Annotated in this window: 10 protein-coding genes and 13 pseudogenes; 15 read left to right on the top strand and 8 right to left on the bottom strand. The window is 33.9% G+C overall.

Annotated features, from left to right (window positions below; all coding sequences use genetic code 11):
- Nucleotides 1-264 precede the first annotated feature (264 nt).
- Both O1Q06_RS03175 and recO read right to left on the bottom strand, forming a co-directional pair.
- Entirely contained in the window at nucleotides 265-1,719 is a 1,455-nt protein-coding gene (locus tag O1Q06_RS03175; protein ID WP_410542832.1) for an IS4 family transposase, read from the bottom strand.
- 204 nt (nucleotides 1,720-1,923) lie between these two features.
- Nucleotides 1,924-2,652 (bottom strand): DNA repair protein RecO, encoded by a 729-nt coding sequence (gene recO, locus O1Q06_RS03170; RefSeq protein ID WP_410542984.1) that lies wholly within the window; start codon nucleotides 2,650-2,652, stop codon nucleotides 1,924-1,926.
- Between the two features lie 133 nt (nucleotides 2,653-2,785).
- Between recO and O1Q06_RS03165 the strand changes: the two genes are divergently transcribed.
- Both O1Q06_RS03165 and O1Q06_RS03160 read left to right on the top strand, forming a co-directional pair.
- Nucleotides 2,786-3,397 carry a hypothetical protein gene (locus O1Q06_RS03165; protein WP_410542983.1) on the top strand — a complete coding sequence of 204 codons (612 nt, stop codon included), beginning with the start codon at nucleotides 2,786-2,788 and terminating at the stop codon, nucleotides 3,395-3,397.
- A 49-nt stretch (nucleotides 3,398-3,446) separates the two neighbouring features.
- A pseudogene (locus O1Q06_RS03160) lies at nucleotides 3,447-3,540 on the top strand (IS200/IS605 family transposase); the annotation flags it as partial.
- A gap of 103 nt (nucleotides 3,541-3,643) precedes the next feature.
- On the opposite strand, the pseudogene O1Q06_RS03155 reads toward O1Q06_RS03160, so the two are convergent.
- A pseudogene (locus O1Q06_RS03155) lies at nucleotides 3,644-4,509 on the bottom strand (IS256 family transposase); the annotation flags it as partial.
- Between the two features lie 80 nt (nucleotides 4,510-4,589).
- On the opposite strand from O1Q06_RS03155, the pseudogene O1Q06_RS03150 reads away from it, so the two are divergent.
- A pseudogene (locus tag O1Q06_RS03150) lies at nucleotides 4,590-5,785 on the top strand (IS4 family transposase); the annotation flags it as partial.
- Nucleotides 5,786-5,799: 14 nt separating this feature from the next.
- Here the strand turns inward: O1Q06_RS03150 and O1Q06_RS03145 are convergent.
- Nucleotides 5,800-6,667 (bottom strand): annotated as a pseudogene (locus O1Q06_RS03145) (IS982 family transposase).
- A 74-nt stretch (nucleotides 6,668-6,741) separates the two neighbouring features.
- On the opposite strand from O1Q06_RS03145, the pseudogene O1Q06_RS03140 reads away from it, so the two are divergent.
- From O1Q06_RS03140 to O1Q06_RS03125, 4 genes and pseudogenes are all read left to right on the top strand, one after another.
- A pseudogene (locus O1Q06_RS03140) lies at nucleotides 6,742-6,990 on the top strand (IS4 family transposase); the annotation flags it as partial.
- 6 nt (nucleotides 6,991-6,996) lie between these two features.
- Nucleotides 6,997-7,288: pseudogene (locus O1Q06_RS03135) on the top strand (transposase); the annotation flags it as partial.
- An 81-nt stretch (nucleotides 7,289-7,369) separates the two neighbouring features.
- Nucleotides 7,370-8,374: pseudogene (locus tag O1Q06_RS03130) on the top strand (IS630 family transposase).
- A gap of 210 nt (nucleotides 8,375-8,584) precedes the next feature.
- Nucleotides 8,585-10,549 carry an ankyrin repeat domain-containing protein gene (locus tag O1Q06_RS03125; protein WP_410542982.1) on the top strand — a complete coding sequence of 655 codons (1,965 nt, stop codon included), beginning with the start codon at nucleotides 8,585-8,587 and terminating at the stop codon, nucleotides 10,547-10,549.
- Nucleotides 10,550-10,629: 80 nt separating this feature from the next.
- Here O1Q06_RS03125 and O1Q06_RS03120 read toward each other — a convergent pair.
- Nucleotides 10,630-10,890, bottom strand: a pseudogene (locus O1Q06_RS03120) (recombinase family protein); the annotation flags it as partial.
- Nucleotides 10,891-10,975: 85 nt separating this feature from the next.
- Here O1Q06_RS03120 and O1Q06_RS03115 point away from each other — a divergent pair.
- A pseudogene (locus O1Q06_RS03115) lies at nucleotides 10,976-11,843 on the top strand (IS982 family transposase).
- Nucleotides 11,844-11,867: 24 nt separating this feature from the next.
- Here the strand turns inward: O1Q06_RS03115 and O1Q06_RS03110 are convergent.
- Both O1Q06_RS03110 and O1Q06_RS03105 read right to left on the bottom strand, forming a co-directional pair.
- A pseudogene (locus tag O1Q06_RS03110) lies at nucleotides 11,868-11,984 on the bottom strand (IS481 family transposase); the annotation flags it as partial.
- 12 nt (nucleotides 11,985-11,996) lie between these two features.
- A complete protein-coding gene (locus O1Q06_RS03105; protein ID WP_410542975.1) occupies nucleotides 11,997-12,677 on the bottom strand; it encodes a DDE-type integrase/transposase/recombinase in 681 nt (226 codons plus the stop codon).
- Nucleotides 12,678-12,958: 281 nt separating this feature from the next.
- Here O1Q06_RS03105 and O1Q06_RS03100 point away from each other — a divergent pair, with 281 nt between their 5' ends.
- Both O1Q06_RS03100 and O1Q06_RS03095 read left to right on the top strand, forming a co-directional pair.
- Nucleotides 12,959-14,629, top strand: coding sequence for a hypothetical protein (locus O1Q06_RS03100; RefSeq protein ID WP_410542981.1), 1,671 nt, complete (start codon nucleotides 12,959-12,961; stop codon nucleotides 14,627-14,629).
- Nucleotides 14,630-14,863: 234 nt separating this feature from the next.
- A pseudogene (locus O1Q06_RS03095) lies at nucleotides 14,864-15,845 on the top strand (IS481 family transposase).
- Nucleotides 15,846-15,965: 120 nt separating this feature from the next.
- On the opposite strand, the pseudogene O1Q06_RS03090 reads toward O1Q06_RS03095, so the two are convergent.
- Nucleotides 15,966-16,700: pseudogene (locus O1Q06_RS03090) on the bottom strand (IS630 family transposase); the annotation flags it as partial.
- A gap of 168 nt (nucleotides 16,701-16,868) precedes the next feature.
- Between O1Q06_RS03090 and O1Q06_RS03085 the strand changes: the two are divergent.
- The 5 genes and pseudogenes from O1Q06_RS03085 to O1Q06_RS03065 all read left to right on the top strand — a co-directional run bounded on the left by O1Q06_RS03085 (nucleotide 16,869) and on the right by O1Q06_RS03065 (nucleotide 25,545).
- A pseudogene (locus O1Q06_RS03085) lies at nucleotides 16,869-17,870 on the top strand (IS630-like element ISWpi10 family transposase).
- Between the two features lie 83 nt (nucleotides 17,871-17,953).
- A complete protein-coding gene (locus tag O1Q06_RS03080; protein WP_410543142.1) occupies nucleotides 17,954-18,085 on the top strand; it encodes an ankyrin repeat domain-containing protein in 132 nt (43 codons plus the stop codon).
- Nucleotides 18,057-18,119 (top strand): hypothetical protein, encoded by a 63-nt coding sequence (locus O1Q06_RS03075; protein ID WP_410543141.1) that lies wholly within the window; start codon nucleotides 18,057-18,059, stop codon nucleotides 18,117-18,119. Before O1Q06_RS03080 ends, O1Q06_RS03075 begins: the two co-directional genes overlap by 29 nt.
- 166 nt (nucleotides 18,120-18,285) lie before the next feature.
- Nucleotides 18,286-20,847, top strand: coding sequence for an ATP-dependent chaperone ClpB (clpB, locus tag O1Q06_RS03070; RefSeq protein WP_410542980.1), 2,562 nt, complete (start codon nucleotides 18,286-18,288; stop codon nucleotides 20,845-20,847).
- A 27-nt stretch (nucleotides 20,848-20,874) separates the two neighbouring features.
- Complete coding sequence (locus tag O1Q06_RS03065) at nucleotides 20,875-25,545, top strand: NAD-glutamate dehydrogenase (protein ID WP_410542979.1); 4,671 nt, start codon at nucleotides 20,875-20,877, stop codon at nucleotides 25,543-25,545.
- The last annotated feature ends 5 nt before the right edge of the window (nucleotides 25,546-25,550 follow it).

The raw sequence follows: 25,550 nt of genomic DNA, 5'->3' as shown, positions 1-25,550 counted from the left end.
ATCAAAAATTTCAGAGAACTGGCGGAGATCTTGGATTAGTAATATGTCGCTTTCAGTTCGATAATAACCATATTAAATTGTTATCTCCAGAAAAATATGATATGTTTCGTTTTACTGGTGGTATAGTATTTTCTGAAATGAATAATAAATTTCCATTATGGTATTACCAACCAAAAGTTGTAAGTCTGTACATTTATACATTAGAGGTCTGAGGCGGCTTTTGATGGTATGCCAACAGTGTTCTATGGGATTCAAATCTCACTTTTACCCACAACTTTGAGAGGTCATTATGCGAAGCATAACCATGCTTTCCCTGAGGTTTTCATAACCACGCCATAGAGTCATAGTTCCTGGTAAATTATCACTTTTTCTATTCATAAATCCACCTAATTTTCCTAACCAAATAATAGCTTGTTTTATGTTTGGAGGTTCTTCTGGCAATTTGGCTACTTTATGCTCACGTATGTAAAGGGTTTTCCACTCTTCATTACTTAAAACCTTAGTACAAACCTCCATAGGATTCGATAAAGCGATTTTTGTTAAATATAAAATATTAAATGCAATAATGCTCTTTATAGCGATTAATTTCTCTAATCTTTCTTTTGTAGCTAAACGAGAGCTTTCTACCTTACATCCTGATTTTAAAATCCTAAAATACTCCTCGATTTTCCATCTTAGCTTATACCAATTTATCCTTTCTATAGCATCTAAAGTGCTATTAACTGGTACATTAGTCAGCAAAGTCCAATCAATAGCTTCTACTCTTTCAGGAGGATTTGTTTCTTTGGCACTTACTACATATATAGCGATTTTATCACTTATTTTATGCTCTGTATCTTTCGATCCATAAATGTAAGGAGATCTGATAGGTATATAGCCTTTCATATACCTGACTTCAATGTTAGCTTTTCTTGAGATCTGGTATTTATTTTCAGCAACATTCAAGACAATTTCCTTTTTTACAGGCAGTTGAGTTATACGTGTTTGCAAATCCGTTTTTCCCCCTTCAATACAGATGAATTTCCTATTAGTTCGGTTGCGGATTACATAAAAACTGTCCAATGATTCAACAGTCCATAAAAACTTAAAAATATCTGCTTCCCTATCACCAATAGTAACAAGCTGTACACCTTCTGCGAGGTTATTTAGGGTTTCTTTTAGTGCCGCTATCCACTTATAGCTTTCTTTCTCCTTTATAGCAGTACGGTATTTCCTGTTTGCTTTTTCTTGGGCTGTTTCTTCCCTGATAGAACGTGCCCAACACTGTTGAGAAGATAGCCCTAAAGGTAATCCGTCTTTGTTAACCATTAAGTTACTGTGCAATAACAAACCCTTTTTATATTTTGTATAGGCTTTAGAAATACTACCTAGACCCTTAGTCTTTATATGAGAGTCAAAATCCAAATAACTTGTATCTTGAACTGAAAATACCAGCTCATTTCCTTTTATCCTTTCCATAGTTTCTTTATAATGGGAAGAATAAATTTCCCTAGCTTCAAGCTTCTCATTGCTAAATAATCTGTATGCACCTTTAGCTTCTTTCCATCCTACACAGCTTTGACTAATTGACCCAGACGCCTTATTCTCTATTAAATAGCTTGTTTTAATAAGTCTTGTATTAAGTCTTACATCTCCCAGATTAACATGTCTCAACTCTTTTTCTAGCCATTTATCTCCTAAGCCATCAGCACATTGTACATTTCTATTTACTTCACACATTTTTACCTCATCTTAAGTATATTTTTCTCTATCTTACTTGCTTTTTATACTTGTGGGTAAAAGTGAGATTTGAATCCCATAGAACACTGTTGGCATACCATCAAAAGCCGCCTCAGACCTCTAATGTATAAATGTACAGACTTACAACTTTTGGTTGGTAATACCATAATGGTAATTTATTATTCATTTTAGAAAATACTATAACTAAGATTCAAATGATAGCATAAAATTTCTCAACTCCGGAAATTTCGCATTTAACTGCAGAAATAGATATTTATTTAAAAAATACCCTGTAATTTTTAACCCTAGTCTGAATTCTTGATATGAGTAGCTATTTTGTAGGTTGTTATTGTATACATCATGCAACATCTGTGGAAAAGGTAGTAATTTATCTGCATAACAGTCACCTACTTTTTTTGACACTGCTCTACCAGTTTTTGGAGAAATAAATTGTAGATTTTCTTTCACACCTGTTACAGCACATTTTGATAGGTCTAACTTAAATCCAAGTTGCGTAAGAAGCAGAAGCTCTAAGTTAAGGTAATGACTTTGCCAAAACTGGCTATTATGTTTTATTACATCGATGAAGTGTCTAAAATTATCATATAACTTGATGCAGGATTCACTTTCTGGAAGCACTTTTTCTAATATAGACGAGAAAGAAACAATAGCAATGCTTTTTAACCTATCTTGAAAGAAATGATGAAATGGAGATTCAATCAATTCGCACTTTAAAAAACCTAGATTTTCAGGTAGCTTAGCACTCCATTCTGCATGTAATAGATTACTTATTTGAAACTTATAATTGCTATTGTTTGCTAACCTAGTTAATCCTCTGCACTTTCCATGATTTTTTGTAAATAGAGAAAGAATTAAATTTTTATCACCGTATTTTTTAACAGCTATAATAACACCTTCATCTTTCCATCTCATTCGGAGTATATTGACCATATGATATTATAGAGATAATAAAATTAGTGTAGCAAATTTGAGTTTAAGTCAACTGAAATATATTGACTTTATGTGCAATATTAGCTTTAAACCAGTAAAACAAGCTGCTTAACATATGCGCCCTCTCTATTTTAATTATACTCTTCTTTTGTCTCTATGTTGTTTTTTGCTTTTTTCAATGAAAGCCCAAACGGATGATTCGTCAGTTATTCCTATACCACAAAGAAGAAAAGAATTAGTTGAGTTAGTACAACCGAGGCAAATTATTGAAATACAGGAAATTGATGAGGGTATTCCAATTCCCAAAAGAAAAAAGGGTGTAGAAAGAAAACTAAGAGAAGACATCAAAGAGGTGAAAAATGAAATAAGAGATAAGAAAAATATTGAGAACAAAGATGATGAATTGGCTGTAACAGAAATTATTAATTCTATAAGGGATAAACTGACAGAGTGTTGGAGCATTCCTGAGAGCATAGTTTATAAAGAAAATTTTAGTATAAAAATTAACTTATTATTATCCAGTAAAGGCGAGATCGTTGTAGCCAACGTAGCAGATAGTAGTTCTTATCAAAATAATCCTCTTTTTAGATCAGCAGCAGATAATGCAATGCGTGCAGTATATAAATGTAGCCCGTTAATTGGCTTACCTGCTGAGCAGCATCACATTTGGCGCGAAGTCACGTTAGATTTTATTGTCCCAAATTTAGGAGAAAAACACTGGACTTAAAGTCCATCCTTTTAAGAATATAATTTTAAGGTGAAAAATCTCAAAGAATGTGGAATATTATAGAAAAAGCAGTCACTCTGTATATATATCACATAGTGTGGATAACAAAATATCGATATCCAGTATTAGTTGGAGATATTGGATGGCTTTGTTGCATGGCTACCAATGAGAAGGTGTGATGTAAGGGATTTACGAGGCAAATTCGAATAGGCGGGAATGTTCAAAAAAGTGTGTCAAGCCGCATTTTTAGTTCAACTCAATTTTCAATCTGTTGGGAAAGAAGATGTCAAGTTGAGACATAGTTAAAGCCCAATTAGGGAGAGCCATAATCCACTTTTGCTCCACTTTTTTTATAGCACAATATACCAACTTATACAAGGCATTTGTACTGGTAAATGGGCCCTTGGTTTTAATGAATTTCCTGATTCGTCTATGCAACCCCTCAATTGGATTGGTGGTATAAATTAGCCTTCTAACAGGGCCAAAATACTTAAAATAACCAGACAAATTTTCCCAATTGTTTTGCCACGATTTTATGACCAAAGGATATTTTTCACCCCATTTTTCTTCCAGCTCAAGCAAATAATTTTCAGCGATTTCTTTACTTGAAGCACGATATATTTTTTTCAAATCATTCATGAAAATTTTCACATCTTTGCTGGATACATATTTCAATGAATTTCTTATCTGATGCACTATACATATTTGTACTTCTGCTTTGGGAAATACACTATTTATAGCCGCAGGAAAACTTTTTAGACCATCAACACATGCAATCAGAATATCCTCTACCCCTCTCTCTTTTAGGTCATTTACACTCCTAACCAGAAGTTAGCTCCCTCACTTTCGGCTAAATAAAAGCCTAGTACTTCTTTTCTGCCATTTTGATCTATGCCTAATATATTATACATGCATTTACTTACGCAATGCCCGTCCTCCTTGACTTTGAAAAACATGCCATCCATGAATACTATTGGATATACAGATTGCAGTGGACGACTGCGCCATTCATTGATTAACGGCAGTAATTTGTCGGTGATATTGGATATTTCTGCTGCAGATATTTTGTGGTCATACATCTCCTCTACATGCGATGCTATGTCCCTATACCCTTACTATTACCCACAAATGTAAATGGATTTATAAATAAAGGATTAGAATATTAAAGTTTGTGAATATTGAGGGTATAAAAATGGCAAACAAGGGTAATGAATGGGCTAGAAATGAATTGGGGGATGCTGCACTTGGAGATAAAAGACTGACAGATCGATTAGTAAATATTGCTGATAGTTTAATAAGTTTACCTGAAAGTTCAATCAATCAAGCATGTGGAAGTTGGTCAGAAGCAAAAGCAGCTTATCGTTTTTTTCAAAATGAGAATGTAAAAGGAAGTGATATCTTAACATCGCATATTGCAAAAACTGTTGAAAGAACAAAAACTCATAAAAGGATTCTTGTGATTCAGGATACAAGTTGCATTTCATATATGGGACATGAAAAAATAAGAGGATTGGCAGTTGTTTCAAAAAAACAAAGTAAAGGTATTATGATGCACACAGCTTTTGCGATTAGTACAGAAGGCTTGACATTAGGAATACTAGACCAAAAGCTTTACTCGAGACCATCTATATCTAAAGAAGACCAAGAGCTAGAAAAAAGAAGACGTTGTAGAAACGTTAGTATTGAAGATAAAGAAAGCATAAAGTGGCTAGAAAGTTTAAAGAAAACAAATGAAATTATAGATTCAACTCAAACAGAAACTATAACGGTATGTGATAGAGAAGCAGATATTTATGATTTTTTTTGAGCTTGCTTACCGTCTTAATTCAGCGGTTTTGATAAGAGCTTGTAGAAACCGAAACGTAAATAAAACATCTAGGTATTCTCGAGAAGAAAAATTATGGCAATTTATAGAAAGGGTTCCTTGTACTGGAAAAGTAGAAGTTGAAATTTCGGCTAGAGATAACAAGCCAAAAAAGGATAGCATCTTTAGAAGTTAGATTTGGAAAATTTACTATGAACCCAGATATAGGCAATATAAGATTAAGACATAAAGAAGAGCTACCTGACCTACCGCTCTATGTAGTTCAAGTTATTGAGAAAAATCCTCCTCCTGAATCAACACCACTAGAGTGGATGCTTTTAACGAATCTTTCAGTTAATACTTTTGATGAAGCTATTGAAAAAGTTAATTGGTATTGTCTTAGGTGGAAAATAGAAGTCTTACATAAAATTTTAAAATCTGGCCTTAAAGTTGAAGAATGTAGACTGGTAACAGCAGAAAGATTAATGCGATATCTAACAGTCATGAGTATTATTGCTTGGAGAATTTTCTTTATTACAACAATTGCAAGAACTGATTCAACACTACCATGTACTACATTATTAACGCTAATTCTGGATTAAGGAAGGAAGAAAGTATAAGAAATGGAAGGCTTTTTGGATTTCAAGGAATAGGAAATGAGAGTAGAAAAGATGTGAACCAAGAAATTAACGGGAGATCTATGGCGAGTATGTTCAATTTCAAGTCTATTTTTGAGGTAGCCAAAAATCGTCTCAATGATCGACCTTTTTCTCAGCAAAATCTTTTCATGTAGTGAAATTAATGTGTTTTTCATCCCCTTTTTCACCTTGGTAACAAGTTTCAAACCGCGGTTAAACAACTCTTGGAAAAGCTCTTTTTTAATATAGCCTTTATCACCAAACAAAAGACCGGTTAATTTCTTAGTTAGGTTTGCTACAGGCTCTCTATCGTCAACATTACCTCTTGTAAGCGTAAAAGCTTGAATTTCACCTTTCTCGTTAATTATCAAATGTAGTTTAAAGCCGAAAAACCAGCCATATGTACTCTTGCTTAATTTTGCAATTCCAGCAAAAACCTTATTTCTTGATATTCTTTTTGCATGGCAAACTGCAATAGGAGTTGTATCTATGTATGAGATTCCAGTAAGTTCTGACCATCCGCAAAGGCACTGTAATAGCATGGCTAAATGCCACAAAACCCTGGGCTTTAGAGCAACAAACCTAGTGTATGAAGGCAACTTCGAAAACTCTGTTTGTAGAGCAATGTTAGGTAATGCAGGTAGAAAGCCTTAAAATTTTCACAGGGAGATTGCTGATACAGGAGGATTATTGTGATAATTTCCGAATGTGTAATTTCTGGCACTCTTGTGGGTTTTTACCGTTTGGCAGTAGTTTATCTGCAAAATTTTTCTCTATATCTCTGCAAAAATCATCGACCAGACAAAACAGTTTTGTTATATCTTCCATGGGTAACCTCATCTATTTTTTTTCTATTTGTTGAGTTTACCCTACTCTCCTGACTTTTCTATTCTCTTTTTAATCCAGAATTAGCGTTATTAGCTGAAGAAGAATGGAAAGTTTTATATGTCAAAATACATAAAGTAAAGTCATACCCAAATATAACCCCTACTATAAAAGAAGCTGTTTCATGGATCGCCCAACTTGGAGGTCATTTAGCCAGGAAAAATGATCCAGAACCAGGTCCCATTACTCTTTGGAAAGGGTGGAGACGTCTTTTTGATTTAGCAGAAGGATGGAGACTTGCTACTGAACTTTATATTTGTGGGTAATAGTAAGGGTATAGGGACATAGCATCGCATGTAGAGGAGATGTATGACCAACAAAATATCTGCAGCAGAAATATCCAATATCACCGACAAATTACTGCCGTTAATCAATGAATGGCGCAGTCGTCCACTGCAATCTGTATATCCAATAGTATTCATGGATGGCATGTTTTTCAAAGTCAAGGAGGACGGGCATTGCGTAAGTAAATGCATGTATAATATATTAGGCATAGATCAAAATGGCAGAAAAGAAGTACTAGGCTTTTATTTAGCCGAAAGTGAGGGAGCTAACTTCTGGTTATACCAATTCCCGCTATACAAGCAACGAATAGAAAATAATGGAAAAAAGCCATACTGAAGTAAGTAAAATAGCGAGGTTTAGATGGCATTAAGATCAAAATTATTGGATGAAAAAGTGGTGAAATCAGCAAAAGAGATGCTGAAGAGAGTAAGAAATAATGCGTATGTTGCAAAAAAACTAAATGCTGTAATTGCAGCAAAAAAGCACAGTATAACAGCTGTAGCAAAAATATGTTGCATTTCGAGAAAGGCAATTACTACATGGATAAAGCACATAAAATTTGGAAGAGAAGAAAAATTATTTGCTCCACCTCAACGCCGTAGAAAAACTATATTGAACCAAAGTCAACTTGAACGAATTGAGTTGTGGATAGAGGAAAACCCCAATATTACTATTAGAGAAATGAGAATAAGAATCCAAGAAAGATTTGGTTTGAATATCAGCAAATCCGCAATACATCGTAATATGCAAAGAATGAAATTCTCATATATCACACCAAGACCAGTTCATAGTGGACAAGATAAAAACAAGCAAGAGGAGTTTAAAAAAAACCTCAATGAAACTATTGTCATGCATTCTGAAAAAGAGCTATTTTTCTTCGATGAATCACGGTTTGGTACACATTCAAAAGTTGGACATGGGTGGTTTAAAAAAGGCAGTAGGACACAGGTTAAGGTAAAATTAGGTAGGGAAAATTTTTATCTCTATAGTACAGTTAATCCCAGAAATGGAGAGAATTTTAGCTTATTTGCACCAAACGTCAACACTGATTGTATAAATATATTCCTTGAACAGATGTCGTAATATTTAGGAATACGAAAGGCTTTTCTCTTGATGGATTGCGCTAGTTGGCATAAGTCAAAAAATTTAAAGGCACCTAAAAATATCGAAATTATATACCTACCACCATACTCACCTGAACTCAATCCTGTTGAGAGGTTTTGGTTATATATAAAACAGAACATTTTACGCAATAAAATCTACGATACAATTGTTCTGCTTGAATGCGCTTTGTGTAAATTTATTACCTCTTTTTCCCCTTCCACGGTTAAACAACTCTGCTATGCTTCTTATTTGGTTCATTAATAATGAGAATTGGTATAACAAATTCAAAACAGACAACAAGCCGTACTGTAGGGTAAATGCTACACTGCTTGATTGTCTAAAGATCTTATATTACTCACCATAAAAACTTCACAAAAGCTTAATGATATAAGTAATAAAAAGATTATGGTTATTGACTTAATGTTACATATCACATACAATGTATTATATATCTTAGCTTGAGGGATAAGTATGGGTGAATCTACTGGGATAGTAAAATCTATCATCAATCTACTAAAACCAAAATCCAGACCAGAACCATCTGACTTTGAATATGAATCGATTATAGAACATTTATCATCTAAAAAGCATTTATTAAATGAACTGATGAATGATATGTGGTACTCAGGAGATTTACCATCAGTTAGAAATTATAATGAACCATCATCTTTAATGGATAGCAAACTTAGATTAAGTGAACAGATTTGTGTTTGGTTTGCTCTAGTTCACGATCTTACGCCAAGTCAAAAAAATTTAAACAAAAAGTTACTTAGTACTCTAAAATGTTTAGCTTCTAACTGTTGTTCATTTGATAATACTGAGCCCCTTGAAGAATTTTTACATGATAATAAAAATAATAAAGATTTAAAAGTAGTTCTTAACCTAAGAAGAGGAGAATCTCAATCAACAGTATTGCATGCGGTTGCAGGAGCAAATCTTGGTGAGTTTCGTTGCACAGGAAATAAGGCTATAGATTTACTCTTAGAAGCAGGCGCAGATCCTAACATACAAGATAATAAAGGAAAAACACCATTATACTTTGCTGCTGCCAAAGGTCATTACGATAATGCAAACTCTCTTCTTTTGAAAGGAGCTAAACCTAATATAACAAGTAGAAAGGGTAAAACTCCACAACGAATAGCAACTGATAACCTCTTCTATGATATTGGAGAATTATTTTTAACTGATAAACAGAAAAAGATGAATAAGGAATTGTATGATTTACTTGCACTCGATTCGGACTTCACTAAAAATTTAAAGGAGTTTTTAAGTAAGCATAAAAGAGATTCAGACCTAAAAGTGGTGCTAAATATTCGGCGAGGAATAGGTGAATCAAAAGTATTCTCATATGTTGATCGTTTTGCTTGGGATAATGAAGATTTTGCTCAAGAATTAAGAAAAATGTTTCTAGAAGCGGGAGCATTAGATTATGATATAAATATCAGTTATAGTCAGCAAAAGAAAGGACAGGCGAGTAAATTGCTCGTTAATTTAACCTCAAATCAAAAGGAAAAGTTAAATAAGTTTTCTGATAAGGTGTTTCAAGCTCAAAATATGGCTGAACTTAAAAAGATCGTAAACGATGCTATAAAGTCTGGTGTACGATTAAACTATTCTCTTTCACAAGATTTCTTTTCAAGTAATGATTACACTTTTACCGATTATGTGATGAAAAAAATCAGTGAATTAGAAAAGAATCCTAGAGTTGCTAGTAATATAGTATGTCAATTAGTATCAAAAGGGGCGGTGTTTGGTAATAAAGTTGATGCTAACACACTGACATCAGAATTTAAAGAGCATAAAACTAACCTAAAAAAAGCTTATAGAGATTATATTAGCAATTCTCATAAGTTTATTGAAATCGCAAAAAGTGCAACCAATAGCCAGCTAAAAGATGCAAGAGTAGACAACTCCGTTTTTTACTTAGAATATTCTAAAGATAGTAAAATAGACATTATAAAGTTAACAGATGGGACAAGGGATTTAGGCCTAACCGATGGAGATGTAAAGTGTGGAAGAAATATAGTAAAGATCGGTAAAAGTGAAGTAGAAATTCAAACTGAAGATGGTATAAGGAATTACACAGATCTTACAGAAGGCAGCGATATAGTATTAACCTTCTATACTAGTTGGGGAAATGTAGACGTTAGGCTGTATCCTGACGTACAGAATAAAAGCAAAATTATAGTAGAAGTGAGTAATAGAGAGGAAATATTAGAAAAATTCAAAGGTCGCGAAGAAGAGTTAGGCAATGATTGCGAGCTTGGCAACTACTGGGTCTACGATGCTATTGAACAGGGATATTTTGAAAGGTCTAGTGGATTAATACGTCCTGAAATAATAAGCGAGTCTAACAAGAACAAAGATTCATGGGTAGAACGTGAAGAGTTAAGAAGAGTTTCTGATTCTAGGGGAGAAATTGCTAATTTGCCATAAAATATGCAGCTAAAATTGGATACATTTTCTACCACTGTTGCATCTAGTATGCTAAAATTTTCATCATCTATATGATGTAATTATGCCGCTGATCCATAAAATTTCTCTAGTTGGTCACTCCACAGCATCGGTATTTCCTTCAAATCGGCTAACTTCAAACTCCTTGGTTGCCTACCATTTACTATGTCTTCTTTAATCTTTGGTGCTAAATAATTTAATCTTAAAATTTGTTGTATACGTCTTGTACCTATATTAACTTTAGCACTCAGTTCTTTTATACTCGCATATTTCCCTTCCTCTAATTGCCGTTTCCAGGAATGGGCTCTTACCACTGCTTTCAACGCTAATTCTGGATTAAAAAGAGACTAGAAAAGTCAGGAGAGTAGGGTAAACTCAACAAATAGAAAAAAATAGATGAGGTTACCCATGGAAGATATAACAAAACTGTTTTGTCTGGTCGATGATTTTTGCAGAGATATAGAGAAAAATTTTGCAGATAAACTACTGCCAAACGGTAAAAACCCACAAGAGTGCCAGAAATTACACATTCGGAAATTATCACAATAATCCTCCTGTATCAGCAATCTCCCTGTGAAAATTTTAAGGCTTTCTACCTGCATTACCTAACATTGCTCTACAAACAGAGTTTTCGAAGTTGCCTTCATACACTAGGTTTGTTGCTCTAAAGCCCAGGGTTTTGTGGCATTTAGCCATGCTATTACAGTGCCTTTGCGGATGGTCAGAACTTACTGGAATCTCATACATAGATACAACTCCTATTGCAGTTTGCCATGCAAAAAGAATATCAAGAAATAAGGTTTTTGCTGGAATTGCAAAATTAAGCAAGAGTACATATGGCTGGTTTTTCGGCTTTAAACTACATTTGATAATTAACGAGAAAGGTGAAATTCAAGCTTTTACGCTTACAAGAGGTAATGTTGACGATAGAGAGCCTGTAGCAAACCTAACTAAGAAATTAACCGGTCTTTTGTTTGGTGATAAAGGCTATATTAAAAAAGAGCTTTTCCAAGAGTTGTTTAACCGCGGTTTGAAACTTGTTACCAAGGTGAAAAAGGGGATGAAAAACGCATTAATTTCACTACATGAAAAGATTTTGCTGAGAAAAAGGTCGATCATTGAGACGATTTTTGGCTACCTCAAAAATAGACTTGAAATTGAACATACTCGCCATAGATCTCCCGTTAATTTCTTGGTTCACATCTTTTCTACTCTCATTTCCTATTCCTTGAAATCCAAAAAGCCTTCCATTTCCTATACTTTCTTCCTTCCTTAATCCAGAATTAGCGTGAAGAGAGCTATGAGGACGTTGTTTATTATAATATTCTTCCCAATCCCTAAGCTTGACTTGCAATTCATAATCCTTAATGTTAACGCTACTATAAAATTCATCTAAATCTGTACGCTGCGCTCTTTCTACTTTACCATTTCAATGTGGGGAAAACGGCTTAATTGGACGGAATTTTATTTTCCATTCTTTTAGACACTCTTGCACTTCGTAAGTAAAAAATTCTTGTCCTCTATCGGTTTGAATCCTTTGACAATGAAATGGAGCCCTTTCCCTTAATTGTTTTAAGAAATCCAGAGTATTTTTTGAAGTACGCCTTGAGTATAATGCGATAACTTTATAACGCGTACAATCATCTATAGCAGTATATTGATAAAGCCCCGAGGATATTTTGCAAACATCCATTTGTACACGCTCTCCTGGCACTTTGCAGTTATAACGCTTAATCTGCTTGCGATAGTGGCGTTTAATACGTAAAAGACTTACATCGTGTTTCTTCAAAATTTTGTGTATAGTAGCCAATGCAAAAGAGATATCATGTAAACGCTTCAATTCAGCTTGAATACGTCTTGCTCCTAATTTTCTAGCTTTTCTCAGATGAAGAATGAGCTGCTCATTTGACTCGTTGATTTTTTGTAAGGGTAAAGTTTTAGGCCTGCTACTAAGGTTTGACAATCCCTGTGCACCTAGCTTTTCATAACGTTTGTACCATTTTCGTAAGGTAAAGCGTGAAATGTTATAGTGTTGACACACTTTACCTGCATGACCTAATTTTTTGTATAATTCTATCCAATTCAAACGCAACTTAACTTTGGTATCCATTTACTGATTGCCTCTTGTTGATGAATTTATTCATATTGTTGTAATAAGGTATTTAAACTATCACAAGTCAAAGTTTTTATTTTATCTTACATTTTTGCTGTAATAACCTCTATGAATCACACAGCTTATAAGTCTCTATCTTTATTTACAAATCCCTCATACAGGTTTAAAATACTATAAATAGGGATTCTAAAATATACTATCAGTTTTCTTAATATATTATCAAATTATTTATCATTATATGATACAACTTACAGCATATTTATAGTAAGGTGTTAATCATGAAAGAGGCAAAGAAGAATCCAGTAGTTAGATTAAAGGCTACAGCTAAAGAATTCAATTTTAGTAAATTAAGAACAAATCAAGATAATAAATTAGCGAATTCCGGTGAAACAATGTTCTTAGATTTTCAAAGGATGAATTTTATTATTAACGGAAAAGAAATAGATAAAAATTTTATTATTGCATTTAAGGAAGGAGCTAAGTACCGCAGAAGCGAACTTTTTAATAGTGATGATATATATAATGACGAAATATTTAACAAAAAAGGAACAAGAGAAATAGATACGGATCATGGCAAAGCATTTGTTGCTTCAGTACTTAAAGATATTGAGAAAGAGCTTGTACAAGATGCATTTGGCGAGTTGTGGAAGGATCATTGCGAAAATCCTGAAACTGCTGATAATCAAAAAACTGATTCATATAAGAAAGAATTTGAAGAATTTTACAATGCTGGTCAAGAGTATACCGATCTACTACCTATAGAGAGAGATGAAAACAAGGATTACCGTTCCTTTGCAAAAAAAGTTTTCAAAAAAATGTTTAGATACGCTGGGGCAGAAGTTCCAAGTGATGCTATTTTAGAAGAGCTAGTCACCAATTGTAATCAAGCTGGGTATGAGGCTGCTCTATTTATACAAATCCAACTTGCACTTGGACAGTCGTTCATAGTAGAAAATCCTAAAAAAGTAATAAACATTGATTGTGCTAACCAAAATAATGTAAGAATTAGATCTAACATGAAGCTACCAATACTTTCTGTCAAAGATCATATACATGGAGATAAAATATGTAATCTGTCCAGTTCATTGGAATTTATAATTGAATCTTGTGATGGTGAAGACTTTGTAACATACAGAGATGGTAAATTATCACTTACTATTCCTAAAGAGTTGGAAAACTATAAAGATAATGGCAAGACCTTGTTTGACATTATTAAAGAATATTTTCAGAAATTCTGTGCAGAATTAGGGTTTAAATATGAGACAAAAATACAAATAGAGCATGTCTTAGGTACTCAAATTAAAGTAAGTAACCATTTAGATGGTACGATATCAACCACAGGATCAGATGCAAATGAAGAGTTCATCAATCTTTTAAGGAAAAATCTCAGAGGGAGGTTATTGGGATCAGGAGTTACTCTAGGGGGTGAAGATATTGATGATATTATTGAAGTCAGAGTATCTGCAGTTATGGATCTATTAAGTGATTATGCTAAATTGGAAGATAATAAAGAAAATAGAGAGTTATTAATAAGTGAAGTAGCAGATAATTTAGGGCTTTTCTTTCAAGGTAAAATAGCACCAGAAGTATTGAAAGAGTTTGATGATAAAATAATAAAGTTGATGAATAGCGAAGGTATAGAAAGTAATATAGATCAACATGTAATGGAATTAGAATCTTTACCTTCTTTGATAAAAGGTGAGGTTGATCATAATCAAGTCCAGTGTGTTGTAAATATTTTTACCAATTTAATTATTGAAGGGAAAAGAGAAATATGCGAAAAAAAAGGTGCGATTAATGCAATTGATGCAATTCATAAGAAGGTAGATAAGGCAATTATTGAACAAGAAAAACAAGCAACCAATAAACAAGATATAGAAAATGATAAATGGACAGATAGAATCAAAAAACAGAGATTATCTATGGAACCACATAAACATTTACATTAAAAACACTGGTATGCTCTTTAAATATCTTATACCAATTCTCATTATTAATGAACCAAATAAGAAGCATAGCAGAGTTGTTTAACCGTGGAAGGGGAAAGAGAGGTAATAAATTGTGTGATTCATAGAGGTTATTACAGCAAAAATGTAAGATAAAATAAAAACTTTGACTTGTGATAGTTTAAATACCTTATTACAACAATATGAATAAATTCATCAACAAGAGGCAATCAGTAAATGGATACCAAAGTTAAGTTGCGTTTGAATTGGATAGAATTATACAAAAAATTAGGTCATGCAGGTAAAGTGTGTCAACACTATAACATTTCACGCTTTACCTTACGAAAATGGTACAAACGTTATGAAAAGCTAGGTGCACAGGGATTGTCAAACCTTAGTAGCAGGCCTAAAACTTTACCCTTACAAAAAATCAACGAGTCAAATGAGCAGCTCATTCTTCATCTGAGAAAAGCTAGAAAATTAGGAGCAAGACGTATTCAAGCTGAATTGAAGCGTTTACATGATATCTCTTTTGCATTGGCTACTATACACAAAATTTTGAAGAAACACGATGTAAGTCTTTTACGTATTAAACGCCACTATCGCAAGCAGATTAAGCGTTATAACTGCAAAGTGCCAGGAGAGCGTGTACAAATGGATGTTTGCAAAATATCCTCGGGGCTTTATCAATATACTGCTATAGATGATTGTACGCGTTATAAAGTTATCGCATTATACTCAAGGCGTACTTCAAAAAATACTCTGGATTTCTTAAAACAATTAAGGGAAAGGGCTCCATTTCATTGTCAAAGGATTCAAACCGATAGAGGACAAGAATTTTTTACTTACGAAGTGCAAGAGTGTCTAAAAGAATGGAAAATAAAATTCCGTCCAATTAAGCCGTTTTCCCCACATTGAAATGGTAAAGTAGAAAGAGCGCAGCGTACAGATTTAGATGAATTTTATAGTAGCGTTAACATTAAGGATTATGAATTGCAAGTCAAGCTTAGGGATTGGGAAGAATATTATAATAAACAACGTCCTCATAGCTTTCTTCAGGGAAAGACTCCTTGGGAAAAATATAAAGAACTGGAAAAAAACAATTCCTTGTCTAAGTGAAATACAAAAAAATTATACTTCATCAAAAGAAACATTTGTCATGCAAAATTACAAACATAACCAAGAGTTAAAGTCACTTCAAAAATACAAAACCTCTTAACAGATATTTCAAGTTCAGACTTGATCTGACAAATTAGTTGCAATAACCTCTATGAATCACACACTTTAAATTTTTTGACTTATGCCAACTAGCGCAATCCATCAAGAGAAAAGCCTTTCATATTCCTAAATATTACGACATCTGTTCAAGGAATATATTTATACAATCAGTGTTGACGTTTGGTGCAAATAAGCTAAAATTCTCTCCATTTCTGGGATTAACTGTACTATAGAGATAAAAATTTTCCCTACCTAATTTTACCTTAACCTGTGTCCTACTGCCTTTTTTAAACCACCCATGTCCAACTTTTGAATGTGTACCAAACCGTGATTCATCGAAGAAAAATAGCTCTTTTTCAGAATGCATGACAATAGTTTCATTGAGGTTTTTTTTAAACTCCTCTTGCTTGTTTTTATCTTGTCCACTATGAACTGGTCTTGGTGTGATATATGAGAATTTCATTCTTTGCATATTACGATGTATTGCGGATTTTCTGATATTCAAACCAAATCTTTCTTGGATTCTTATTCTCATTTCTCTAATAGTAATATTGGGGTTTTCCTCTATCCACAACTCAATTCGTTCAAGTTGACTTTGGTTCAATATAGTTTTTCTACGGCGTTGAGGTGGAGCAAATAATTTTTCTTCTCTTCCAAATTTTATGTGCTTTATCCATGTAGTAATTGCCTTTCTCGAAATGCAACATATTTTTGCTACAGCTGTTATACTGTGCTTTTTTGCTGCAATTACAGCATTTAGTTTTTTTGCAACATACGCATTATTTCTTACTCTCTTCAGCATCTCTTTTGCTGATTTCACCACTTTTTCATCCAATAATTTTGACCTTAATGCCATTATACCTCTCTATTTTATCTACTCTAGTATGGCTTTTTTCCATTATTTTCTATTCGTTGCTTGTATAGTGGGAATTGGTATTACTTATACCAATTCCCACTATGTAAAGAACAGATAGACAATAATGGGAAAGAAGTGATACTAGAGTAGATAAAATAGAGAGGTATAATGGCATTAAGGTCAAAACTGTTAGACGAAAAAGTTGTAAATTTGGCGAAAGAAATGTTAAAAAAGGTCAGAAATAACGCATATGTTTCAAAAAAGTTACAAGCGGTGATAGCAGGAAAAGAAAGTAGTATAAGCGCTGTGGCAAGAATATGTAAAATTTCAAGGACTGCTTTGACTGAATGGATAAAGCATCTAAAATTTGGTAGAGTAGAAAAATTATTTTCCCCTTCTCAGCGGCGAAGAAAAAGCAAATTAAACAAAAATCAACGTGAGCAAATTGAAATATGGGTAGAAAGAAATCCAAATATTACTATTAAGGAAGTGCAAATAAAAATCTCAGAGGAATTTGGCCTAAACATTAGCAAATCAACAGTGCATCGTGAGATACAAAGGATGAAGTTTTCTTATATAACACCGAGGCCAATTCACCATAAACAAGATAAAAACAAGCAAGAAGAGTTTAAAAAATACTTCAATAAAATAGTCAATTCCCACCCTGAAAAGGAGGTATTTTTTTGATGAATCACGATTTGGAACTCATTCAAAAATCGGACACGGATGGTTTAAAAAAGGGGTCAGAACGCAGGTTAAATGAAAATTGGTAGACAAAATTTCTATATCTACAGTGCGGTAAATCCAAGAAGTGGTAAGAAAATTAGCCTACTTGCTCCATATGTAAACACTGATTGTATGAATATATTTCTGGAGCAGATGTCGAAAGATTTAGGCACGAAAAAAGCCTTTCTTGTAATGGATTGTGCAGGCTGGCATAGATCAAAAAGTTTGAAAATTCAGAAAAACATTACCATTATATACTTGCCTCCTTATTCACCAGAACTGAATCCTGTTGAGAGGTTGTGGCAATATATCAAACACAATACTTTACGCAACAGAGTCTACGATACCATAGGCTTACTTGAAGATGTTCTGTGTAATTTTATTGTCAGTATTTCCAGTGCTACTATTAAACGAGTTTGTAATGTTTCCTATTTGTTTGATTAGTAATGGAATTTGGTATTAGATACTGATACACACATGCCTAAGTTAACTGCGTTACATTATGCTGCAGAAGGGGATATTTAGAGATAGTTAGGTTTTTAATAGATGAGGGAGTTAACGTAAACATTATTAACAAGTATGTAAGCACAGCACTACATAATGTTGCATATTATGGTGATTTTAAGGATTATCAAATTTTTGCTAGAAAAAGGCGCTAATCCTAACATTATAAACGATGATGGAAAAACCTAGAAATGTAGCTGTGTTAAGGTCAAGGCATAACAAAGATAAGCCCTACGATCAAATATTCAACCACTATGGATTTCAATCCATAGTGGTTGAATGCTGAATGACTTTAAGTTTAAAATTGAGAAAGTAGTTGTTATATATATCAGCAAGTATGAGTTAAATTTGTATTATGGACTTGAATAAATTTACCGAAAAAGCAAAAAGCCTAATCCAGAGCGCTCAAATGAAAGCATTGGGAGCTGGGCATCAGATTTTTATGCCTGAACATTTACTTAAAGTAATGCTTGAAGATGAGTCAGGTTTAGTTCAGGATTTGATAGGCACCTGTGGTGGAAATGTTCAGAATATTTCTGATGCTGTGAGTAGTACAATTAAAAAGTTTCCAGTAGTTGGAGGACCAGGTAGTGTTGGACTTCAGCTTTCAAGAGAGGTAGCAAAAGTTTTTGATGATTCAATTGGTATTGCGAGGAGAAATAAAGACACATTTGTTACTGTTGAGCGGTTGTTGCAGGGCCTTGCTGCACAAAAAGATGAAATTGTAGGTAAAATTTTAGCAGAAGGTGGTGTAACACCGCAAAAATTAAATTCAGTTATTGTAGAAATGAGAAAAGGTGGCAGTGCAGACTCTCCAAATAGCGAGGAAAAATTAAATGCGGCAAAGAGGTATACAAAAGATATTACAGAGCTTGCTATGCAAGGTAAGCTTGATCCTGTAATTGGTCGTGATGAGGAAATCAGAAGAACTATGCAGGTATCGTTGAGGCGAACAAAAAATAATCCAGTACTGATAGGTGAACCTGGTGTTGGAAAAACTGCAATAGTTGAAGGTTTAGCAAACAGAATTGTTGCAAATGATGTACCACTTGGTTTGCGTGATGCAAAAGTTTTAGCTTTGGATCTTGGTGCATTAATTGCTGGAACAAAATTTAGAGGGGAGTTTGAAGAGAGACTAAAAGCAGTGATTAATGAGATTTTAAAAGCAGAGGGCAAAGTTATTTTGTTTATAGATGAGCTTCATACTTTAGTGGGAGCAGGAGCGACAAGTGGTGCGATGGATGCTTCAAATTTGCTCAAGCCTGCTCTTGCGCGTGGAGAAATTCGCTGTATAGGGGCTACAACTTTGGATGAGTATCGTCAACATATAGAGAAAGACCCTGCGCTTGCAAGGCGTTTTCAGCCTGTGTTTATTTCTCAACCGACTGAGACTGATACTATTTCAATACTGAGGGGTTTGAAGGAGAGGTATGAGGTGCACCATGGTATTAGAATCACAGATGGTGCAATAATCGCTGCTGCAACGCTTTCTAATAGATATATAACAGATAGGTTTTTACCTGATAAAGCGATCGATTTAATTGATGAAGCAGCAAGTAGGGTTAGAATTGAAATGGACAGCAAGCCTGAGGTTGTTGATGAGCTTGAAAGAAAGATTATACAGCTGAAAATTGAGTCAGAGGCTTTGAAAAAAGAAAGTGATGAAAACTCTAAGCAACGTTTAAAAAAGATAAATGAGGAAATTGAGAGTTTAAACAGTAAATTTGCTGACTTAAGCAGTAAATGGCAGATGGAAAAGAATAAAATAGCTAAAATACAAGAAACTGCTGAAAAATTGGATAATGCGAGGAAAGAGCTAGAATTGGCTCAGCGGAATGGAAATTTAGGAAGGGCAGGGGAATTGATGTATGGTGTGATTCCTCAACTTGAAAATGAGTTAAAAAATCAGGAAAAAGTTACTGATAGTTTCCTAAAGAAAGAAGTTACTGAGAGTGATATTGCAAATATTGTTTCAAAATGGACAGGCATTCCAGTTGATAACATGATGCATAGTGAAAAGGAAAAGCTCCTTAACATGGAAAATGAAATAGGAAAAAGAGTAATAGGGCAGAGAGATGCAATTGAAGCGATAAGTAATGCAGTAAGGCGCTCCCGCTCTGGTGTTCAGGATACTAATCGACCTTTTGGTTCATTTTTATTCTTAGGTCCAACCGGAGTTGGAAAAACAGAGTTGGCAAAATCCCTTGCCGAATTTTTGTTTGATGATCAATCAGCACTTCTACGCTTTGATATGTCAGAATATATGGAAAAACACTCCGTTTCAAAGTTAATTGGTGCGCCTCCAGGATATGTTGGCTATGAACAAGGTGGCAGGTTAACTGAGGCAGTAAGGAGAAGACCATATCAGGTAATTTTGTTTGATGAGATAGAAAAGGCAAATCCAGATATATTTAATATATTGCTGCAGATCTTGGATGAAGGCAGGCTCACCGATAGCCACGGTAAATTGATTGATTTTCGCAATACCATACTGATTCTAACTTCTAACCTTGGTGCTGAGGTGATGCTAAGAGGAGCTACCGAATCTGTGAAAGATGAGGTGATGAAAATAGTTAAGTCAGCGTTTCGTCCAGAATTTTTAAATAGACTGGATGAAATTATTATATTCCACAGCTTAACCAAAGATGACATTGATAAAATTATAGATGTTCAATTCTCTTATTTACAAAAGATGCTTGCTAAGCGTAAACTGAGTATTAGTTTATCGCAAGAAGCTAAAGAACTAATAGCACAAACTGGATATGACCCTGAATATGGAGCGCGGCCTCTGAAAAGGGTAATACAAGAATGCATTCAAAATAATCTAGCTAAGTTAGTTTTATCGGGGGAAATAGTAGAAGGAGATGAGCTAATAGTGTATACTTCTGGTAACGAAATCTTAGTTAAAAAGATCTAGATTCGCTGTGTATTTTTGTTTTGAAAAATGTGTATAAATCATAATGTTAATGTTGAGTCTTTATTTAAGCTAGTTGATCAAGGGAATAAAAAAGAGAAAGAAAAAATTAAAGAGTTTATACAGTACTTTTATAATTTTGTTTACAATAGTGACCTAAAAGTCAACGATAAATTTCTTTTATACATTGCAGAAGATGCATACAACTTCATTCTTAAAAAAGAAAAAGAAGAAAGTAAATTGGCAGTAAGTAATGTAAATGATATTTCAGGAATAGAAGGCAATTTCACTACAATTAAAATCACAAATTATGACATGCCTTTTTTAGTGGATTCTGTCATTTCCACTATTAAGTCACACGGTTTAACTATATGCTATTATAGTAACAGCATAATTAATGTTCAAAGAAAAAATAGCCTAATAGATAAAATTCATCTTTTGGAAGAAAGTAATGGAATCAAAGAGTCAGTAATATATGTAATTATTAAAGGCATAAGTGGTAGCTTTGTTGATACACTAGAAGAATCTCTACGAAAGACGCTAAAAGCAGTTAACTGCGTTGTAAAGGACTGGCAATTGATGCTCAAGAAGCTTCTTGAGCATCCGGCATTGGATGCTGGAGGCAGAGATTTTCTAGCTTGGTTGAAAAATAACAATTTTGTATTTTTGGGTTATCAAGAATACATTACTAATAAAGAAGGAAAGCTTGCTCTAAGTGGTAAGGAGAGCCTCGGGTTAATGAGAGCAAGTGAAGAGTACCAAAATTCATCAATTTTTTTTGAAAGCTTGAATTCTTTATACATACTAAGATCAGACCTAATCTCAATAGTTCATCTGCGTACCTATATGAATTGTATAGGAGTGAAAGAATTTAATGATCAGGGTGATGTAATAAGGGAACAGCATTTTTTTGGGCTATTTACTTCTATAGCAGAAGTGCAAGATATTCGAACTATTCCGGTAATAAAGGATAAGGTTACAACAATAGAAAAAAAGGCAGGATTTGTTCCTGGTGGCCATAACAATAAAGCTTTAATTTCCATTTTACAGGCATTTTCTTGTGACGAATTATTCCAATCAAATGAAGACGAGTTATTTGAAATTTGCACCTCGATCATGTCTCTTGCGATTAGACCAAGAGTCAAATTATTTTTGAGAAAGGTAGGGAACTTTATTAGTTGCATAGTATTGATACCGATGCGTTATGCTAGTGCAAGACTAATGTTTAAGATACGCGATATATTGAAAGATGAAACGAATGCAGAAAGTTCAGATATTTATAACAATCACATTATCAATGAATATGATTTGATGAAATTACACGTGGTGCTAAGAACCAAAAGCGCTAGCATTTTTGATGATGAAGTTTTGCGTATCGAAAACAAGTTAAGAAACATTACAGAAAAGTGGGAAGATCGTTTTATAGACAATTTATATAATACTTTTAGCACTGTTGAGGATATATTTATCCGCTATTGCAAGGCATTTCCGATAAGTTATCAAGAGAATTTTGAACCTCATGATGCGTATTATGATATGAAAAAATTGGAGATAGTGAGAAAGAAAAAAGTCAGCGAAGTTGATTTGAGGCTTACTCGTGACAATCTCAACTATCAATTGAAGGTTTACACTCCAAGCACCGGAGGCCTTGAATTGTCAAAGATATTAAAGGTTACTAAGAATTTAGGGGCTAAGATTCTATCTCATAATGGTTATTATATAGAAATCAACGGTGGAATATGGATACATCATTTTGTGTTGTCAAGAGTTGATGAATTAATAGACAACATTACTTTAAAAGAGCAGTTTGAGGTAACACTTGTAAAAGTGTTCAGCAAGGAAATAAAAAATGACTATTTTAACAGCTTGATCATTATTGCTGGGCTCGAGTGGAAGGAAGTGCTTCTGATTAGAGCGCTAAGCGCCTACCTAAAGCAGACATCATTTAGCTATAACCCAGAATATATCCAGAAAGTAGTATCAGAGTATCCAAAAGTAGTAAGGTATTTAGTAGAATTATTTCATTCAAGATTTGATACTAAAATAGATATTGATAGGGTAGAAACTACTAGCATTTTGATAGAAAAAATTGAAGAACTACTAAAAGAGATCAGCAACGTTTCACATGATTACGTTTTGCGTTCGATATTTAACTTGATAATGGCAATTTTGAGAACCAGTTATTATCAAGATGATAAGCCATACTTATCTATCAAATTTGATTCAAGTAAAATAAATGGTTTACCTGACCCGCGCCCATACCGTGAATTGTATGTTTATTCAAATCTTTTTGAGGGAATACATCTAAGAGGAGGGAAGTTGGCTCGTGGTGGTTTGAGATGGTCGGATAGAACGGAAGATTTTCGCACTGAAGTTTTGGGACTCATGAAAGCCCAGATGACAAAAAATGCGGTCATTGTACCTGTTGGCGCAAAGGGTGGGTTTGTAATAAAGCAAGTTTATAAAGACAAAAACATTTTAAGGGAGAAAGGTGTTGAATGCTATAAGAATTTCATCAGAGGAATGCTTGATATTACTGATAATGTAGTTGATGGCAAAATAACTCCACCAGAAAATGTGATTAGGTATGACGAAGATGATCCATATTTGGTAGTTGCAGCAGATAAAGGCACTGCTTCATTTTCTGATTATGCAAACGAAATATCCTCTGAATGTAACTTTTGGCTCGAAGATGCATTTGCATCTGGTGGATCAGCAGGTTATGACCACAAAAAGATGGGTATTACAGCAAGAGGTGCATGGATTGCAGCACAACGCCATTTTTGGAGAATGAATAAGGACATTTACCAGGATACAACTGTTATTGGAATTGGAGATATGGCTGGCGATCTATTTGGGAACGGCATGCTGCTTTCAAGAAATATGAGTTTAATTGGAGCATTTAATCATATGCATATTTTTGTTGATCCAAATCCTGATGCGGAAAAGAGTTTCGTGGAGCGTAAACGGCTCTTTGAATTACCGTTTTCCACTTGGATGGATTACAATAGAGATTTGATTTCTCATGGTGGCGGGGTATTTGAACGTAGTAGCAAACAAGTAGAAATTTCTCAAGAAATGAAAAAGTGCTTTGATATAACGGAAGATACATTATCTCCAAATGATTTGATTCGATATTTGCTCAAGGCAAAAGTGGATTTCATATGGAATGGAGGAATTGGCACCTTTGTTAAGGCAAAAAGTGAAAGCCATGGCATGGTTGGCGATAAAGCAAATGATGAATTAAGAGTAAACGGTCATGATATTAGAGCTTCTATGTTTATAGAGGGTGGCAACCTTGGTTGCACGCAGCTTGGAAGGGTAGAATACGCTAAAATAGGTGGGTATATCAATGCAGATTTTATTGATAATTCAGCAGGAGTAATATGTTCTGATCTTGAAGTTAACATCAAGATTGCTTTTGTTGCAATTATGAAAGAAGGGGGAATTTCCTTGGAAAAAAGGAATGAAATACTGGCTAGCATGATAGATGAAGTTGCATCTAAGGTACTTGAAAACCATAACAGGATTGAAACAAAAGCATTTCTTCTTGAGTGCTTGCAAGCTAAAGAAAAGTTGGAGCAGCACCATAAATTATTACTCAGTTTAGAGAAATTTGGGCTGCTAAACCGAGATGTAGAATTTCTTCCAGCTGAAGAAGAGGTAGCAAGAATGTTGACTGATGGAGAAGGTTTCTGTTCTCCTCAGCTTTCTGTTCTGATGTCTTATGCAAGAACAGCAATAAAAAATGAAGTTATACACTCTGAGCTACCTGAAAAAGATTTTTTGTGCCGTGATTACTTACTAAATTACTTTCCACAAAGGATGGTAACAGAGTTCAAGGATTCCATATTGAAACACCAACTTTGTAGGGAAATTATTTCTACTTGCATTACAAACGATGTAGTAAATAGGATGGGCTGTATATTTATTAATAATTTGGTTGAGAGTACTGGAATTAAAGTACATGAAGCAGTGAACATATATATCGTTGTTAATCACCTATATAATTTAAGTAGCCTTTGGCAGAAAATTGATGAATTGGATGGAAAAATTGATGTTGATTCATATTTGCAAGTAGTGAGAAGTGTGCAAAAATTTATTGGTAGGGTATCATTTTGGTTAGTAAAAAATCTTGGTAAGCTTAATCTTGTAGAACTAGATGGTGTTACAAAATTTAGGGGTACAATTGAAACTTTAGGCCATGATATTTTAGATGATCGCCTGTTAAAGATCTATAATCATGGATTAACCTCTTTGGCAGAGCTTAACGTAAATAAAGATCTAGCAAAAAAGGTTGCTGATTTACGTATTCTTATTTATGCGCTGGACGTTATATCTATTGCTGAACAGACATCTTTATCAATCTTTGAAGCTGGTAGAATATACTTTAAATTAAAGTCGCTGCTAAGGTTTGATATGATTAGAACAATTGCTGTCAAGATTAAAAGCCATTCTTCTTATTGGGATCGCAGCTTAATTAATGATTTATTAGATGATTTAAGCAATTATCATCATAAGCTAGCTGTTAAAGTTATAAAAGCTACTGATAATCATATAGATAAGGTTCAAACTTGGGCTCTTAATGATAAGGATTATATAGAGCGTTACAATAGCTTTTTAGATGAGATGGTTGCTTCTAAACTTGATTTAAGTAAATTAATACTCATAATCAGGAGAATTAAAGTACTTGCTTCATAGGAAAA

This window comes from Wolbachia endosymbiont of Tetranychus urticae (assembly GCF_046529255.1).
Classification (GTDB): Bacteria; Pseudomonadota; Alphaproteobacteria; order Rickettsiales; family Anaplasmataceae; genus Wolbachia.
This window is presented reverse-complemented; position numbering and strand designations above follow the sequence as displayed.

Excerpts from the sequence above, each read along its gene's own strand:
- O1Q06_RS03125 (WP_410542982.1), top strand. The coding sequence starts at position 8,585 with ATGGGTGAATCTACTGGGATAGTAAAATCTATCATCAATCTACTAAAA.
- O1Q06_RS03100 (WP_410542981.1), top strand. The coding sequence starts at position 12,959 with ATGAAAGAGGCAAAGAAGAATCCAGTAGTTAGATTAAAGGCTACAGCT.
- O1Q06_RS03175 (WP_410542832.1), bottom strand. The coding sequence starts at position 1,719 with ATGTGTGAAGTAAATAGAAATGTACAATGTGCTGATGGCTTAGGAGAT.
- clpB (WP_410542980.1), top strand. The coding sequence starts at position 18,286 with ATGGACTTGAATAAATTTACCGAAAAAGCAAAAAGCCTAATCCAGAGC.
- O1Q06_RS03105 (WP_410542975.1), bottom strand. The coding sequence starts at position 12,677 with ATGGATACCAAAGTTAAGTTGCGTTTGAATTGGATAGAATTATACAAA.
- O1Q06_RS03165 (WP_410542983.1), top strand. The coding sequence starts at position 2,786 with ATGCGCCCTCTCTATTTTAATTATACTCTTCTTTTGTCTCTATGTTGT.
- recO (WP_410542984.1), bottom strand. The coding sequence starts at position 2,652 with ATGAGATGGAAAGATGAAGGTGTTATTATAGCTGTTAAAAAATACGGT.
- O1Q06_RS03065 (WP_410542979.1), top strand. The coding sequence starts at position 20,875 with ATGTGTATAAATCATAATGTTAATGTTGAGTCTTTATTTAAGCTAGTT.